18 protein-coding genes are annotated in these 15,355 nt (G+C 73.5%); 15 read left to right on the top strand and 3 right to left on the bottom strand.

Going from position 1 to position 15,355, the window contains the following annotated elements; genetic code table 11:
- Positions 1-9: 9 nt before the first annotated feature.
- Together EDD40_RS07220 and EDD40_RS07215 are read right to left on the bottom strand one after the other, a co-directional pair.
- Positions 10-951: a P1 family peptidase gene (locus tag EDD40_RS07220; RefSeq protein WP_123742201.1), complete on the bottom strand. Its 942-nt coding sequence runs from the start codon at positions 949-951 to the stop codon at positions 10-12.
- A 43-nt stretch (positions 952-994) separates the two neighbouring features.
- Positions 995-2,428 (bottom strand): pyridoxal phosphate-dependent decarboxylase family protein, encoded by a 1,434-nt coding sequence (locus EDD40_RS07215; RefSeq protein ID WP_123742200.1) that lies wholly within the window; start codon positions 2,426-2,428, stop codon positions 995-997.
- Between the two features lie 141 nt (positions 2,429-2,569).
- On the opposite strand from EDD40_RS07215, the gene EDD40_RS42515 reads away from it, so the two are divergent.
- Complete coding sequence (locus tag EDD40_RS42515) at positions 2,570-2,719, top strand: carboxylesterase family protein (RefSeq protein WP_211348108.1); 150 nt, start codon at positions 2,570-2,572, stop codon at positions 2,717-2,719.
- The gene (locus EDD40_RS44770) at positions 2,713-3,273 is read left to right on the top strand and encodes a carboxylesterase family protein (protein WP_425471135.1); all 561 of its coding nucleotides are present in this window, start codon (positions 2,713-2,715) and stop codon (positions 3,271-3,273) included. Before EDD40_RS42515 ends, EDD40_RS44770 begins: the two co-directional genes overlap by 7 nt.
- Positions 3,274-3,350: 77 nt before the next feature.
- On the opposite strand, the gene EDD40_RS07205 is transcribed toward EDD40_RS44770, so the two are convergent.
- The gene (locus EDD40_RS07205) at positions 3,351-5,039 is read right to left on the bottom strand and encodes a DEAD/DEAH box helicase (RefSeq protein WP_123742199.1); all 1,689 of its coding nucleotides are present in this window, start codon (positions 5,037-5,039) and stop codon (positions 3,351-3,353) included.
- A gap of 497 nt (positions 5,040-5,536) precedes the next feature.
- Between EDD40_RS07205 and EDD40_RS07200 the strand changes: the two genes are divergently transcribed.
- The 13 genes from EDD40_RS07200 (at position 5,537) to EDD40_RS07140 (ending at position 15,352) form a co-directional block, all read left to right on the top strand.
- Positions 5,537-5,908, top strand: coding sequence for an Lsr2 dimerization domain-containing protein (locus EDD40_RS07200; RefSeq protein WP_123742198.1), 372 nt, complete (start codon positions 5,537-5,539; stop codon positions 5,906-5,908).
- Positions 5,909-6,225: 317 nt separating this feature from the next.
- Positions 6,226-6,933 (top strand): AfsR/SARP family transcriptional regulator, encoded by a 708-nt coding sequence (locus tag EDD40_RS07195; protein WP_246037501.1) that lies wholly within the window; start codon positions 6,226-6,228, stop codon positions 6,931-6,933.
- Positions 6,934-6,941: 8 nt separating this feature from the next.
- On the top strand, positions 6,942-7,706 hold the full coding sequence (locus tag EDD40_RS07190) for an AfsR/SARP family transcriptional regulator (protein ID WP_123742197.1): 765 nt from the start codon (positions 6,942-6,944) through the stop codon (positions 7,704-7,706).
- Positions 7,707-7,806: 100 nt separating this feature from the next.
- Positions 7,807-8,070: an acyl carrier protein gene (locus tag EDD40_RS07185; protein WP_123742196.1), complete on the top strand. Its 264-nt coding sequence runs from the start codon at positions 7,807-7,809 to the stop codon at positions 8,068-8,070.
- A gap of 45 nt (positions 8,071-8,115) precedes the next feature.
- The gene (locus EDD40_RS07180) at positions 8,116-9,348 is read left to right on the top strand and encodes a beta-ketoacyl-[acyl-carrier-protein] synthase family protein (RefSeq protein WP_123742195.1); all 1,233 of its coding nucleotides are present in this window, start codon (positions 8,116-8,118) and stop codon (positions 9,346-9,348) included.
- Positions 9,348-10,055 carry an alpha/beta fold hydrolase gene (locus tag EDD40_RS07175; RefSeq protein ID WP_123742194.1) on the top strand — a complete coding sequence of 236 codons (708 nt, stop codon included), beginning with the start codon at positions 9,348-9,350 and terminating at the stop codon, positions 10,053-10,055. Before EDD40_RS07180 ends, EDD40_RS07175 begins: the two co-directional genes overlap by 1 nt.
- 1 nt (position 10,056) lies before the next feature.
- Positions 10,057-11,019: an acyl-CoA thioesterase gene (locus EDD40_RS07170; RefSeq protein ID WP_123742193.1), complete on the top strand. Its 963-nt coding sequence runs from the start codon at positions 10,057-10,059 to the stop codon at positions 11,017-11,019.
- Positions 11,016-12,050: a beta-ketoacyl synthase N-terminal-like domain-containing protein gene (locus EDD40_RS07165; RefSeq protein ID WP_246037500.1), complete on the top strand. Its 1,035-nt coding sequence runs from the start codon at positions 11,016-11,018 to the stop codon at positions 12,048-12,050. The genes EDD40_RS07170 and EDD40_RS07165 overlap by 4 nt, the downstream gene beginning before the upstream one ends.
- On the top strand, positions 12,047-12,334 hold the full coding sequence (locus EDD40_RS07160) for an ApeI family dehydratase (RefSeq protein WP_123742192.1): 288 nt from the start codon (positions 12,047-12,049) through the stop codon (positions 12,332-12,334). Before EDD40_RS07165 ends, EDD40_RS07160 begins: the two co-directional genes overlap by 4 nt.
- Positions 12,331-12,783: a 3-hydroxyacyl-ACP dehydratase FabZ family protein gene (locus tag EDD40_RS07155; RefSeq protein WP_123742191.1), complete on the top strand. Its 453-nt coding sequence runs from the start codon at positions 12,331-12,333 to the stop codon at positions 12,781-12,783. Before EDD40_RS07160 ends, EDD40_RS07155 begins: the two co-directional genes overlap by 4 nt.
- Positions 12,780-13,514, top strand: a complete 735-nt coding sequence (gene fabG, locus EDD40_RS07150) for a 3-oxoacyl-[acyl-carrier-protein] reductase (protein ID WP_123742190.1) — start codon at positions 12,780-12,782, stop codon at positions 13,512-13,514. The genes EDD40_RS07155 and fabG overlap by 4 nt, the downstream gene beginning before the upstream one ends.
- A 1-nt stretch (position 13,515) precedes the next feature.
- Positions 13,516-14,214 carry a 2-hydroxychromene-2-carboxylate isomerase gene (locus EDD40_RS07145; RefSeq protein ID WP_123742189.1) on the top strand — a complete coding sequence of 233 codons (699 nt, stop codon included), beginning with the start codon at positions 13,516-13,518 and terminating at the stop codon, positions 14,212-14,214.
- Positions 14,215-14,365: 151 nt separating this feature from the next.
- Positions 14,366-15,352 (top strand): Gfo/Idh/MocA family protein, encoded by a 987-nt coding sequence (locus EDD40_RS07140; protein WP_201440085.1) that lies wholly within the window; start codon positions 14,366-14,368, stop codon positions 15,350-15,352.
- The last annotated feature ends 3 nt before the right edge of the window (positions 15,353-15,355 follow it).

Below are 15,355 nucleotides of genomic sequence, written 5' to 3'. Positions count from 1 at the left end.
CTTGCATGGTCAGGTCCCCCGGTAGGTGGCGGCGGTGCGCGGGTAGAGCTCGCGGTAGGCCGCGAGGTGTCCCCAGGGCGTGGTGACGGAGTCCGCCCGGAGCAGGCCGTGGACCAGCGCCCGGGCGAACACCCGCCGGGCCGCGTCGAGCACTTCGGCGGGGTCGGCGTCGCGGGTCCCGGTCGAGGCGGCGAAGACCGTGTCGCCGTCGGTCAGGCCGTGCGCCGGGCGGACGGCGGTCGCGAGGCCGTCCTGGGCGGCGTTGGCGAGGGCGAACAGGTGCGGCAGGCGGGCGTTCGTGGCGACCACGCCGATGACCGTGTTGAACGGCTGGGCGTGCGCCTCGCGCCGGGCCGCGCGCAGGTCGTCGCCCTGGTAGGCCGGGAACTCGCCGGGCAGGCCGAGGTGCGCGGCGAACGGCAGGCCCGCGTCGGGGTCGACCGACGGGCCGACCGCGTTGAGCACGGCCACCGCGCCGACGACGACGCCGCCGGGCAGCGTGGCGCTCGCCGTGCCCAAGCCGCCTTTCACCGTCGCGTTGAGCGCGCCCGTGCCCGCGCCCACGTTGCCCTGGGCGAACCCGGCGCCCGCGGCCCGCACGGCCTCCGCGCCTTCGGCCGGCCCGGGACGGGCGTGGAAGTCACCGCCGCGGCCGAGGTCGAACAACGCGGCGGCGGGCACGAACGACCCCAGCTCCCGCGCCGCCCCGTCGGCCGCCGCGAGCCCGTACGCGCTACCGCCCGTCAGCACGACGCCACGCACCTCCCGGCCGCCGTGGCGCGGGTCGAGCGCGGCCGTGTCCCGGGTCGCCGGCGCACCGCCGCGGACGTCCACAGTGGAGAGCGCGCCGGGCGGGAACAGCACGGCCGTCGTGCCGGTCAACGCCCCGCCGCCGATCCGCGTGGCGTGCCCGACCAGCACGCCCGGCACGTCGGTGATCGCGTTCCGCACGCCGCCGATGCTACTTGCCCGCCGGTCGTGGACGGGGCGGCCGTCACGCCTCGGCGGTGAGCAGGCGGGCGCCGATCTCGCGGACGACGGAGGCCAGCAGGTCCACGTCCTCGTCCGTGGTCCGCCAGTTGACGATGGCGGGACGCAGGGCGACCCTGCCCCGGTACACGGTGGTGCCCGCGTAGACCCGGCCGTCCTCGAGCAGCTCCTCGCCCAACCGGCGGTTGAGGTCGTCGAGGGCTTCCTCCGGCACGCCCGGCGGGCGGTAGCGGAAGCAGACGACGAACACGGTGATCGGGGCCAGCAGCTCGAGGTCCGGGGACTCCTCGACGCGCCGCCCCAGGCGCAGCGCCAGGTCCTGGTGCCGCTCGACCATGGCGCGGTGGCCGTCCCGGCCGTAGGCGCGCAGGGTGGCCCAGATCGGGAAGGCACGCGCCCGGCGCGACGATTCCGGGCCCAGGCTGTTGTAGTTGACCCGCACCTCGTCCTGCTCCGGCAGGTACGGGCTGTTCCAGCCGCCGAACGCGCGGCCCAGCAGCGACCGGTCCCGCACGAACGCCATGCCGCTCTCGTACGGCACGTTGAGCCACTTGTGGCCGTCCGCGGCCACCGAGTCGGCCCGCTCCACCCCGCGCACCAGCCCCGCCGTGCGCGGGGACACCGCGGCGAACAGGCCGAACGCGCCGTCCACGTGCAGCCACGCCCCGTGCCGCTCGGCCAGGTCCGCCATCTCGTCGAGCGGGTCGAAGTCGCCGCCGTTGACCTCGCCCGCGTTGCCGATCAGCACCGCCGGCCCCGACGACGCCAGCTCGCGGTCCAGCGCGTCCACGTCGAGCCGGCCCGCGTCGTCACGGGTGAGCGTCCGCACCGAGTCCCGGCCCAACCCCAGCAGCTGCAACGCCTTGCGGCTGCTGGGGTGCACGTATCCGCTGGAGAAGACCGGCAGCCGCGGTAGACCGACCAGGCCGTCCGCGGTCACGTCCACCCCGTGCCGCCGGGCCCACCAGTACCGCGCGCACGTCAACCCGGTCAGGTTCGCGAACGTCGCGCTCGGCGTGAGCACCCCGCCGTAGGACGCGGGCAGCCCGAACAGCTCCTTCAACCACCGCAGCACCACCGTCTCCGCGTGCGCGGCCAACGGCGAGGCCACCCACAGCCCGCCGGCCTGGTCCAGCAGCGACGTCACCCAGTCCGCCGCCTGCGCCGCCGGCGTCGCGCCGCCGACCACGAGGTGGAAGAACCGGGGACCGGACGAGTGCGTGGCGGCCCGCGTGCCGATCCGCAGCAGGTCCGCGACGGCCGCGATGGTGCCGTCACCGGCCTCGGGCAGCGGCCCGTCGAGGTCGTCGACCAGGTGCGCGTGCGTGGCGTCGCGCACCGGCAGGTGCGGCAGCGCGTCGAGGTACGTCCCGGCGGCCCGCGCCACCATCCCCAGCGCCTCGGCGGCGTCCTCTCGAGCGTTCAGCGGATCACCCATCATGGCAGGGTAGGCGCTGATGACACGACGTGGACAGTTCCGCGGCCTGGCCGTCGACACCGAAGTGGACGCGTTCCCGGGCGTGCGGTACGCGGAGCCGCCGTTCGGGCCGCGCCGGTGTGGCGGCCGGGCGACGAGGACGTGCCGACCCTCGACGTCTGGGCGCCGTCCACTTCGGACGGGCCGTGGCCCGTGCTGTTCTCCGTGCACGGCGGGGCCTGCACGTTCGGGTCCTCGGCCCGGCCCGACTACGACGGCGCCGCGTTGGCCGGGCCGGGCTGGCCGTGGTGACCTGCGACTACCGGCTCGGGTTCGCGGGCTGCTTCGGGCACGTCGACGGGCAGCCGGACAACCGGGGCCCGCTCGACCGACCGGCCGTGCTGCGGTGGGTGCGGGAGCACATCGGGGTGTTCGGGGGAGACCCGGGCGCCATCACCGCGGCCGGGCAGTCGGCGGGCGCCGGGTCATCGCGCACAGCGTGCCCGACCGGGTCTACCCGCCGGGGTTCGCCCGCCGGGTCGCGGAGTGGGTCGACACCCGCACGCCGGAGTCGACGGTCGCGTCGGCCGACGCCCTGGCCGCCGCGCGGCGCACGGGGCCGTCGAGCTACGACCCGGTGCTGTTCGGGCCGGTCGCCGACGCGCTGCCCGCGCTGCCCGCCCGGACCGACGCCCTGCTGTTCCACACGGACGTCGAGTACGCGCTGTTCGACGCCGTGGGCCTGGGTCGACTTCCGCACGACCGGCGACCCCGGCTGGACCGGTGTCCGGCACCGGGGCGACGAGGTCGGGGCCCGGCGCGAACCGCAGCGCGGCGTCGACCACCCCGTGCGGCCTCCCGCCTGACCGCCTCGCCGGCGGCCGGTGGTCCGTCCTGCGAACCGCGCGGTTCGCAGGACGGACCGGCGGACCGGGGCCGGGGGTCAGCGCGGGTCGTCGCGCTCCCGCCGCACGGTCACCTTGCGGCCCTTGATGGTCGCGCCCCGCAACGACGCGATGACCTGCTGCGCCGCCGAGTCCGGCACCTCCACCAGCGAGAACCGGTCGGCGATCTCGATCGCGCCGATGTCGCGGCCGTTGAGCCGCGCCTCGCCCGCGATCGCGCCGACCAGGTCCTGAGGCCGGATGCCCGAGCTGCGGCCCGCGCCGACGAACAGCCGGGTCATGCCCGCGGACGGGCGGCGCGGGCGGCGCGGCTCACGGCGCTCGCCGCCGCCCTCGCGTCCCCGGCGCTCGCCGGCCGGCCCGGACCTCGGCACGTACTCCGGGATCTCCTCCTCGTCCGCCGCCGCGCCGGTGGCCTCGTGCGCGAGCTTGACCGCCGCCAGCGCCACCTCCATGACGTCGAACTCGTCGGTCAGCGTCTCCACCACGACCCGGAAGCTCTCCAGGTCGTCCTCCAGCAGGCTCTCGTGCAGCGCGGCGCGGGTCAGCTCCAGCTTGCGCGCCCGCAGGTCCGCGATCGTCGGGACCTTCTCCATGTGGATGCGCTGCTTGGTGACGCGCTCGATGGTCTTGAGCATGCCGTGCTCGCGCGGCTCGGCCAGGGTGATCGCCACGCCCTCGCGGCCCGCGCGCCCGATCCGGCCGATGCGGTGCACGTAGGACTCCGGCGCGGACGGCACGTTGTAGTTCACGACGTGCGTCAGCTGCTCGATGTCCAGGCCGCGGGCCGCCACGTCGGTGGCCACCAGCAGGTCCGCCGTGCCGTTGCGCAGCCGCGTCATCACGCGGTCGCGCTGCTCCTGGCTGATGCCGCCGTGCAGCGACTCGGCCCGGTAGCCGCGCCCGTTCAGCGTCTCGGTGAGCTGGTCGACCTCGTCGCGCGTGCGGCAGAACACGATCGCCGCGGTCGGCGCCTCGACGTCCAGCACCCGGCCCAGCGCGGCCGGCTTGTGGGCGCGGGGCACGACGTACGCGCTCTGCCGCACCCGCGGCGCCTCGCCCGGCTCGGCCTGCTCGCGGCCGATGGTGATGCGCACCGGGTCGGACAGGTGCGTGCGGGCCAGGCGGTCGATGCGGCCGGGCATGGTCGCGGAGAACAGCACGGTCTGCCGGTCCGCCGGCGTCTCGGCCAGGATCGTGTCCAGGTCCTCGGCGAAGCCCATGTCGAGCATCTCGTCGGCCTCGTCGAGCACGACGACTTCCAGGTGCTCCAGCTTCAGCGTGCCCCGGCTGAGGTGGTCGACCGCGCGGCCCGGCGTGGCCACCACGACGTCCACGCCCTGCTCCAGCACCCGCAGCTGCCGCCCGATGGGCTGGCCGCCGTAGATCGGCAGCACCCGCGCGCCCAGCTCCCGGCCGTACCGGTGCACCGCTTCGGAGACCTGCACCGCCAGTTCCCGCGTCGGCACCAGCACGAGCGCGAACGGGGCGCGCCGGTCGCGCTCGCCGCCCGCCATGCGCTCCAGCACGGGCAACGCGAACGCGGCCGTCTTGCCGGTGCCGGTGGCGGCCTGGCCGAGCAGGTCGCGGCCGGCGCTCAGCGGCGGGATGGCTTCACGTTGGATGGGGGTGGGCTCCTCGTAGCCGAGGCCGGACAGCGCCCGGAGCAGTTCGGGGCGCAACCCGAGGTCGGCGAAGCTGGTCCGGTCGTCGGGCTCGTCGTTCATGCCCTCAAGTCTCGCTGATCGCCCCTGAACCGCTCGGTGAGGGGGGTCGCGTGCGGCGGCCGGTCCGGGATTCCGCAGTCACCGCGAATCACGTCCCGCCGGTCCCGATCCGGTTCCGGCCGCGCCGCGTGGCGGTCGTGGAGTTCGCGGCGAACGCATCGCCGTCAAGGGTCGAACGCACCACGCGGGTATCGGCGACCCGCTCCGCGCGATTGCCGGGAATTGGCGGTCGACGACCGGTCGCGGGATGCCGGACCGAAGTGACGGGAATGCGGGAATCGCCTCGAGCGCGGACGCGGAAGAATGTCGGCCACGTCGCCGGACGAGGCACGGCGGCCGCTCGGGGGAACACCGGTGCGACCGACCGTCACGGCCGGCTCCGGGGGTTTGCCCGAAGGCAACACTCCGGCCGTCCGCTATACCTCTCCTATACTTGGCGATCCACTTCCCCTTCATGGTCAACTCACCGGTAACGTGCCGCGGGATCGATACCGAGCGTGAGTGTCAACCCTGGGGAAGTGGTGCGCGTGGTGGTGGACGACTTGGACGGGCACACCGGGCACGACGTCCGGCCGGTCTCGTTCGGCCTCGACGGCGTGTGGTTCGAGATCCGCCTCGGCGCCGCGAACGCGGCCGCGCTGCGTGCCGTCCTCGACCGGTTCGTGCGTGCCGCCCGGCGGGTGCCCGGCGCCGCGCCGGCACCGCCACGCAGCACCGATGTCCACCTGGCGCAGGTCGTCCGGCAGTGGGCGCGCGCGCACGGCTACCGGATCTCCGACCGCGGCCGGCTGTCCGAGATCGTGCTCGAGGCCTACGAGCGCGCCCACCCCGGCCATCGGCACGCGGACAGGTCACGCCGAACTCCTTGATCACCCGAAGTGCCTAGACGGTGGTGACGCGCTGTCACCGGGACCGCCGTCGGGCCCAAGTTCGGCGAGCGCGGTACCAGCAGCCGGAGTCCGGCGCTGCCCCGATCGGCGGCATACCGCGGCGGCCCGTTCCAGGTGGTTCAAATGATATTTCCCCCCATCGTGACGGGCTGGGCACCATGTCAAACGCTTTAGTCGGGAGATTTCGGGGTTCGGCTGCCGGCTACCGCGCGCTCTGCGTCGTCTAGAGACTGGGGGTCGTGACCATGCAGGTGCAGATTCTCGGTGCTGTCGCCCTCGCACGTGAGGATCGTCGGATGGGTGTCGCCGCTCGTCAGGTGCGCACCCTGCTCGCGCTGCTGGCGCTTTCACCGGGTGCCCCCGTTCCGTTCGACCAGCTGGTCGAGGAATTGTGGGCGGGTAAACAGATGGGAAACGCCCGCAACGCGCTGCAGGCGAATGTGGTGCGGCTGCGCAAACTGCTGGAGCAGTTCGCCGACGTGCCGGGCGACTGCCTGGTCCGCACGGTGAGCAGCGGCTACGTGCTCGACCTGCCGGCCGCGGCGGTCGACGCGCACCTGTTCCGCGAACTGGCCGACCTCGGCTCCGCCCTCGTCCTGCAACGCCCCGACGAGGCGATCGACCTGCTGGAACGCGCGTTGCGGCTGTGGCACGGACCGGCGCTGTTCGACGTGAGCGACGGCCTGCGGTTCCGCATCGAGGCCGCCCGGCTCGACGAGCGCAGGCTCAGCGCCCGCGAGGACCTCATCGCCGCCAAGCTCGCCAACGGCGAGGACCGCGGCGTCGTGTCCGAGCTCAAGCAGCTCGCGGCCGAGTACCCGGAGCGGGAGCGGTTCAGCGAGCAGCTGATGGTCGCGCTGTACCGCAACGGCAGGCAGACGGAGGCGCTGGACGTCTTCCACCACACGCGCAGGCGCCTGGCGAGCGAGCTCGGGTTGGAGCCCGGCCGCGCGATGCGACGGCTCTACCAGGCGATCCTCGTCCACGACCAGGTACTGCTGTAGGAGGCGAAGTGCTGGAGTTCCGGGTCTTGGGGCCGGTCGAGGTGCACCACGACGGGCAGGAGGTGCCGCTGGACGGGTCGAAACCGCGCACCGTCCTCACCGCGTTGCTGCTCGCCGACAACGGCGCCGTCTCCGACACCCAGATGAGCGATTTCCTGTGGGGTGACCACCCGCCCGCCACGTTCAACGCGCAGATCTACACCTACGTCTCGCGATTGCGCAAAACGCTGCGGCGCGAGGTCGGCATCACCCGCCGTTCCCGCGGTTACGAATTGCGGCTCGCCGAGTGCGCGTTCGACCTGCGGGAGTTCGAGGAGCAGGCGGCACGGGGCCAGTCCGCGCTCGCCGCCGGCCACTACGAGGACGCGGCCCGGCTGCTGCGCTCGGCGTTGCGGCTGTGGCGCGGCCCCGCGCTGACGGGGGTGTCGGAGCACCTGGCCGACGCCGAGGCGCCGCGGCTGGAGGAGGCGCGGATCGCCGCGCTGGCGAGCCGCATCGAGGCCGACCTCGCGCTGGGCAGGCACGGCCAGCTGCTGCCCGAGCTGACCAGGCTCGTGCACCAGCACCCGTTGCAGGAGCGGTTCCGCGCCCAGCTCATGACCACGTTCTACCGCTGCGACCGGCAGGCCGACGCGCTCGTGCTCTACGAGGAGGGCCGCCGGATGCTCGCCGACGAGCTGGGCATCGACCCCGGCTCGCTGCTGCGCGAGGTGCACCTGGCGATCCTCACCGCGGACCCCGTGCTGGCCTCCCCGCGCCGGGTGGCGGTCTAGCGCGACGCGGGGCCGTATAGCCCGCCGCATAGGCCGGATATAGCCCCGAAAAGCATTCTGGGAACCGGTAGGCAGAAACCCGTGTTCCCGGAGGTGCCCAGTGACCAGTTCGGTGCGGATCGACGCGGACGGCCAGGCGAAGATCAAGGAGATCGTGTCGGAAATCCTCGAGATCGACGCCGGGGAGATGACCGGCACGAGCCTTTTCAAGGAGGACCACGACGCCGACTCGCTCGGCGCCATCGAGATCCTGTCCGCGTTGGAGCGCACGTTCGGCGTGGAGATCGACCAGGCCGAGCTGACCCGGATGGTCAACCTCGAGGGCGTCATCGCGGTCGTCGCCGAGGCGCAGGCCGCCAAGTAGCCACCCCACCCGTCGAGCGGTCCGGCAGCGGACCTGGAGGACACGATGCACGACGGAGGGCGGCAGCCGCGCCGGGTGGTGATCACGGGTCTTGGCGTGGTCACCAGCATCGGCATCGGCGTCACCGAGTTCCTGGCCGGCCTGCGCGAGGGCCGCAGCGGGATCACGCCCATCACCTCGTTCGACACCACCGGCTTCAGCCACGCCAACGGCGCCGAGGTCACCGACTTCGACCCGGCCGCGTGGCTGGAGCGGGTGGACCCCGACGAGCTCGGCCGCGCCGGGCAGTTCTCCGCCGCCGCCGCGCGGATGGCCGTCGGCGACGCGGGCCTGACCGTGCGGGAGCTGCGCGGCAAGCGGGCCCTGGTGTCCGTCGGCACGACCGACGCCGAGTCGCGCGACCTGGACAACCTCGTCGCGCAGCAGATCGAGCACGGCCCCGAGTCGTGGAACCCGGTCGTCGCGCGCCGCTCCACCGCGGGCCGGTTGTCGTCCAGCATCGTGCGCGAGCTGGCCCTGACCGACGTGGAGGCGGTGACCATCCCGACCGCGTGCGCGGCGGGCAACTACGCCATCGGCAACGGCTTCGACGCCATCCGCGAGGGCGAGGTGGACGTCGCGCTGGTCGGCGGCGCGGACGCGGTGTGCCGCAAGACGTTCACCGGCTTCTACCGGCTGGGCACGATCGCGCCGCAGGTGTGCGCGCCGTTCGACAAGGACCGCAAGGGCATCCTCACCGGCGAGGGCGGCGGCATCCTCGTGCTGGAGTCGCTGGAGTCCGCGCTGGCCCGCGGCGCCCGGATCTACGCCGAGGTGCTGGGCTACGGCCTCAACTGCGACGCCAACCACCCCGTCGCCCCGGACCGGGACAGCCTGGCCCGGTGCATCGAGCTGGCGCACCGCAACGCGGGCGTCAAGCCCGAGGACGTCGACTTCATCTCCGCGCACGGCACCGGCACCAAGGCCAACGACGTCACCGAGTCCGGCGCGATCCGGCAGGTGTTCGACGCGCCGCCGCCCACCGTGTCGATCAAGTCGATGCTCGGCCACTCGATGGGCGCGGCCTCGGCGCTGGCGTCGGCGGCGTGCGCCCTGGCCATCACGGAGGGCTTCATCCCGCCCACCATCAACCACACCGAGACCGACCCCGAGGTGGGCCTGGACTGCGTGCCGAACCAGGCGCGGCCGGCCACGCTGAACGTGGTGCAGAACAACGCGCTGGCGTTCGCGGGCAACAACTCGGTGCTGATCCTGGGCCGGTACCGGGACGCGGTGTGATGGTCGCCGGCCGGCGGGCCAGGACGCTGTTCCTGCACGGCCTGGCGGGCAAGGCGGCGGTGTGGGACGCGCTCGACCTGCCGGTCGCCGCGGACAAGCCGGAGCTGCCGTGGCACGGCATGGCCGACCCGGCGTGGAGCCACCTGCCGGACCCCGGCCGGATCGTGGTCGACGTGGTCACGCCGGGGCACGACGTCGTGGTGGCCCACTCGCTCGGCGCGAACCTGCTGCTGGAGTGCTACGCCGACGGCCGCGTGCCGCCGCGACCCACGGTGCTGCTGTGCCCGTTCTACCGGCCCGCGCCGGCCGACTTCGACTGGCCCGCGATCTCCTACTACCTCAACGAGTTCCACCGCACGTTCACCGAGGCGCTGCGCGTCGGCGAGACCGCCCGCTTCCCCGAGGCCAAGCGCGAGTGGCTGGCCAGGGCGCTGCGCGACCAGGTCGGCCCGTACGGCTGGACGCGGTGGTTCGAGACCTACCTGCGCACCCCGTTCCTGGACCTGTCCCGGGTGGACGCGCCGGTGCTCGTGGTGAGCGGCGTGGACGACGTCGCCGCCCGCCCCGACGACGGCCGCGCCCTGGCCAAGGGCCTGCCCCGCGCCCGGTTCGAACTGCTGGACGGGTGCGGCCACTTCCCGATGATCGAACAGCCCGACCGCCTCGCGGCCCTGGTCCGCGACTTCCTCGACGAACACTGGAGCTGACGTGACCACCACGACCGTCTCGCTGCGGCCCCGCTACGAGGGCTCGAACATCTGCACCTGGATCGGGTTCAAGCACGTCAACTACATGGTCGAGGAAGCGGTGCTCGACCACCTGCGGCAGAGCGGGTTCCCGGCGGGCGCGCTCTACGAGCGGTTCGGGCTGTGCACGGACATCACCGACCTGGACACCAAGATCCTCACCGCGTTCCACATCGACGACCTCGCGGAGGCGACGGTCGAGCGGGTGGCGGGCGACGGTCCGCTCAAGCTCCTCGTGGAGCTCACCGTGCCGCGCGACGGCAAGGCGGTGAAGGCGGTGAAGTCCAAGGTGTCGGTGTCGTTCCGGCTCGACCCGCACGGGTTCGACGCCGAGCCCGCGCCGGCTGGGCTGCGACCGCACGTGGTCGAGGCGATCGGCGCGCCCGACGCCGCCGTGGCCGCCAAGGTCGGGGCCCCGCAGCCGGTCACGGTCGGCGACGCGGACCCGTTGGACCTGCTCACGGCCGGCAAGAACGCCTTCGCCTGGGCCTGGCGGATCCCCTACTTCTACTGCCACTTCACCGAGCGCGTGCAGATGTCGGGCTACCTCCGCCAGATGGAGGAGATCCTCGACCTGTTCGTCGAGGACCGCGGCGCGTCGATCAAGACGCTGCTCGACGAGCAGAACTGGATCCCGGTCGTGCCGCACTCGCGGATCACGTTCCTCGGCGAGGCGACCATGGAGGAGACGCTGTACACGGTGTTCACCGTGGAAGAGGTCTTCAAGCGGTTCACCTTCACCGCCCGGATGGACTGCTACGTGCTGCGCGACGGCGAGCTGGTGCCGACCGCGACCGGCCGCATCACCCACGGCTGGGCCGTGATCGAGAACCGCAAGGACTGGAGCCTCGTCGACTTCGACGACCGCCTCATCGGCGCCATCACCGGCAAGGCCGGCTCGCTCAGCGGGCGCGGTGCGTCGTGACGGCTCCCCCGGTGGACGCGCTGGTCATCTCGGCGTGGTCGGCCGTGTCGCCGTTCGGGATGGGCTCGGCGGCGTTCGCGGACGGCGTGCGGGCGGGCGTCCCGGCGCTCGCCCCCGCGCCCGGCGGCCCGTTCGAGCGGGCGGCGCTCGTGCCGGACTTCAGCGCGGCCGGCGCGCTGGGCAAGAAGGGCACCCGCACCATGGACCGGGTCACCGCGCTGGCCGTCAGCACGGTCGGCCGGCTGCTGCAGGAGTGCGGTCCGGCGCTGCTGGAGCAGCCCGAACGCGTGGGCGTCGTGCTGGGCACGGGCTCCGGCAGCGTCCAGTCCATCATGGACTTCACGCGGGACGGCCTCACCGGCGACAAGCCCTACCACGTCGACCCGGCGTTGTTCCCCAACACGGTGATGAACCGCGCGGCCGGGCAGAGCGCCATCTGGCACAAGATCAAAGGGCCGAACACCACCATCGCGGGCGGCGCGCTGACCGGGCTGCTCGCGTTGAGCTACGCGGCCCGGCTGCTGCGCGGCGGGCACGCGGACCGGGTGCTGGTCGGCGCGGCCGAGGAGTACTCCGAGCAGCGCGCGTGGCTGGAGTGGCGCGGCAGCGAGGGCGCGGCCGGCCCGCTCGGCGAGGGCGGCGCGGTGTTCCTGCTGGAACGCGAGTCGACCCGGGAGGGGCGGCCGGTGCTGGCCCGCGTCGCGAGCACCCGGTTCCGGGGCTTCTTCGAGCCCGGCGGCGCGGCGGAGGCGCTGCGCGAGTGCGTGCGCGCCGCGGTGGCCGAGGCGGCGGTCGACCCGGCGGACGTGGTGCTCGTGTCCACCGACGGGGCCGAGGAGCAGGCCGTGGTCGAGGCGTTGGGCCGCACGCCCCAGTGGCTGCGGTGCGTGCCCCTGGTCGGCGACACGTCGGCGGCGGTGGCGAGCTTCCAGCTCGCGGCGGCGGTTGCGTCGGGCCGGTCGGGCGCCGCGCTGGTGACCGGCGTCGAACCCGACGGCACGGTCGGCTGCGTCGTGCTGGACCTGCCGTGAGGACCGTGCGCGTCGACCCGGCGGACCCCGTGTTCGCCGGGCACTACCCGGGCTTCCCGATCCTGCCGGGGCTGTTCGTGCTCGACCACGTGCGGGCGGCGCTGCCCGGGCACCGGGTGATCGCGCTGGATCGGGCGAAGTTCCTGCGGCCGGTGTTCCCCGGCGACACGCTCACCGTCTCGACCGAGCTGACGGCCGAGGAGGACCACGTGCGGTGCGCGGCGAAGGTGTCCACCGGCGCGGGCGCGGTGGCCGAGTTCAAGCTGCGGCTGGTGGCGTCGTGACCGGCCTCGCCGGGATCCGGCGGATCATCCCGCACCGGCACCCCGTGCTGCTCGTGGACCGGGTGTCCGAAGTGGACCCGGGCAGCAGCATCGTGACGCTGAAGGCGGTCAGCGGCCGTGAGCCGTGCTACGCCGGGGCCGACGTCGACGACGCGTACCCGTTGGGGCTGCTGATGGAGTCGTGGGCGCAGTCCGCGGTGCTGCTGACCCGCTGGGACCAGCCGAACCCGGACGTGCGGGCGGACAAGGTCGAGCTGATCAGCGGCATCCGCGACGTCGTCGTGCACGGCGACGTGCTGCCCGGCGACGTGGTGGAGCACCACGTCCGGCTCGTCCGGCAGGTGGCCGACGCGGCGATCCTCGCCGGCCACAGCCTGGTCGACGGGCGCAAGGTGCTGGAGATCGGCTCGTTCACGATGGCACGGCGCAGGGCGGAGGAACTGGCATGAGGCGCGTGGCGCTGGTGACCGGCGGGTCGCGGGGCATCGGGCACCAGGTGGTGACCCGGCTCGCCCGCGACGGGTTCGACGTGGCGTTCTGCTACCAGTCGAACCGCGACGCCGCCGAGGTGGTGGAGAAGGAAGCCGCCGCCGCGGGCGCGGCCGTGTACACCGCGCAGGTGGACGTGGCCGAGAAAGCCGAGGTGGACCGGTTCGTCAAGGACGCCGAACGCGCGCTGGGACCGGTGCACGCGGTGGTGTCGTGCGCGGGGATCGTGCGCGACAACCCGCTGGTGCTGCTGAAGGAAGACGACTGGCAGCGGGTGCTGCGGGTCAACCTCGACGGCACGTACCACCTGGCGAAGGCCGCGGTGTTCGCGATGATGAAGCGCAAAGCGGGCTCGGTGGTGACGCTGTCGTCGGTGGCGGGCGTGCACGGCAACGCGACGCAGACCAACTACTCGGCGTCCAAGGCGGGGATCATCGGGTTCAGCAAGGCGCTGGCCAAGGAGGTCGGCAAGTACGGCATCCGGGTCAACGCGGTGGCGCCCGGGTTCATCGAGACCGACATGGTGGCCGACCTGGGCGAGGACTTCGCGGCCCGGATGGCGGCGCGGATCCCGCTCGGGCGGTTCGGCCGGCCGGAAGAGGTGGCCGACCTGGTGTCGTTCCTGGTGTCGGACCAGGCGTCCTACGTCACCGGCCAGGTGTTCGGCGTCGACGGCGGGCTGGTGATCTGAGGTGGCGCGGCAACCCCGGTTCTACTTCTCGCTGCGCAGCCCGTACTCGTGGCTGGCCTACCACGACCTGCTGCGGTCCTACCCGGACGTGGCGGGGGCGGTCGAGTGGGCGCCGTTCTGGGAGCCCGACGAGCGCAACGAGCGCGCGTTGGCCGAGCGCGGCGAGCAGTTCCCGTACGCGGCGATGTCCCGCGCGAAGCACCTGTACATCCTGCAGGACGTGGCCAGGTTGGCCGCGGCGCGCGGGTTGGCGGTGAAGTGGCCGGTGGACCGCGAGCCGGTGTGGGAGGTCCCGCACCTGGGCTACCTGGTGGCGTTGCGCGCGGGACTGGGGCAGGAGTACATCGCGGCGGCGTACCGGGCGCGGTGGGAGCAGGGGCGTGACATCTGCTCGCGGGAGACGGTCGCCTCGATCGCCGCGGAGCTGGGGTTGGACCCCGACGAGGTGTCCGGCGCGAGCGAAGACCCGCAGCTGCGGGCGCGCGGGGTCGAGCTGCTCGTGCAGGTGTGCGAGGACGGCGCGTTCGGCGTGCCGTTCTTCGTGCACCGGTTCACCCGGTTCTGGGGCGTCGACCGGCTGCCGGACTTCGTCGCCCACGTGCGGTCGAAGCTCGCGCCCGCGGCGGCGTTGCCCGCGTCGTCCGGCGCGGTCGGTCTGGGGCGTTCGTCCGACGAGGGGCACGCGGGCGGCTGCGGCTGACCCGGGGGCGGTGGGCGGTGCGCTGAGCGTTGAACTCGGGTGTCCTGAACGTAGGACTCTCGTGACGTGAGGGTAGGACTCTCGCGACGGGAAGGTAGGACACGCGGGTTCTGGGTGTAGGACACGCGGTGAAGCGGTTAAGGTGGCGAGGGTGAAGCCGCTGCGCTGGGGTGTCCTCGGGGCCACCGCCCACATCGCGAGCCGCGTGCTGCCCGCGATCCACCGGACGGCGGGCAACGCGGTGGTCGCCGTGGCGAGCCGGGCCGGGAGGCGCGCGAAGGCGGAAGAGGTGGCGCGGCCGTTCGGGGCACGCGTGCACGACGGGTACGACGAGCTGCTGGCCGACCCGGACGTCGAGGCCGTGTACATCGCGCTGCCCAACACCCAGCACGTCCCGTGGACGTTGCGCGCGCTCGACGCGGGCAAGCACGTGCTGGTGGAGAAGCCGATGGCGCTGTCCGAAGAGGACTGCGTGCGCGTCGAGCGGGCCGCCGCCGACCTCGTGGTGATGGAGGCGTACATGTACCGCTTCCACCCGCAGCAGCGGCGTGCGGCCGACCTGCTGGCCTCGGGCGAGATCGGCGAGCTGCGGGTGGTGCGGTCGGCGTTCGCGTACCCGACCGCGGTCGAGGGGAACATCCGGTTCGACCCGGCGCTGGGCGGCGGCGCGACCTGGGACGTCGGCTGCTACGCGTTCGACGTGCCGCTGTGGGCGTTCGACGCCGAGCCGCGCGCGGCGCGGGCCCGGTTCCACTCGCGGGAGGTCGACCTGAGCGCGGTGGCTACGCTCGACTTCGGCGACGGCCGGTGGGCCGTGCTGGACTACAGCCTCGAGTACGGCCCGCGGGCGACCTACGAGTTCCAGGGCACGCGCGGCTCGATCTCCGTGCGCAACGCGTGGACCCGACCCGACGAGGAAGGGCTGATCACGGTCGTCACGCTGGACGGCGTGCGCGACGAGGCGGTGCCCGCGGCCGACGCCTACGAGCACCAGGCCGCCGCGTTCGCCGAGGCGGTCCGGGAGCGGGTCACGCCGCTGGTGACGCCCGCGCACTCGGCGCGCACCGCCCGGGTGGGCCAGGCGCTCGCGCGGTCGGCCGCTACCGGCGCCGAAGTGGACCTCCGGCGCCGGCCGTGACCC

The organism is Saccharothrix texasensis (genome assembly GCF_003752005.1).
Taxonomy (GTDB): domain Bacteria; phylum Actinomycetota; class Actinomycetes; order Mycobacteriales; family Pseudonocardiaceae; genus Actinosynnema; species Actinosynnema texasense.
This window is presented reverse-complemented; position numbering and strand designations above follow the sequence as displayed.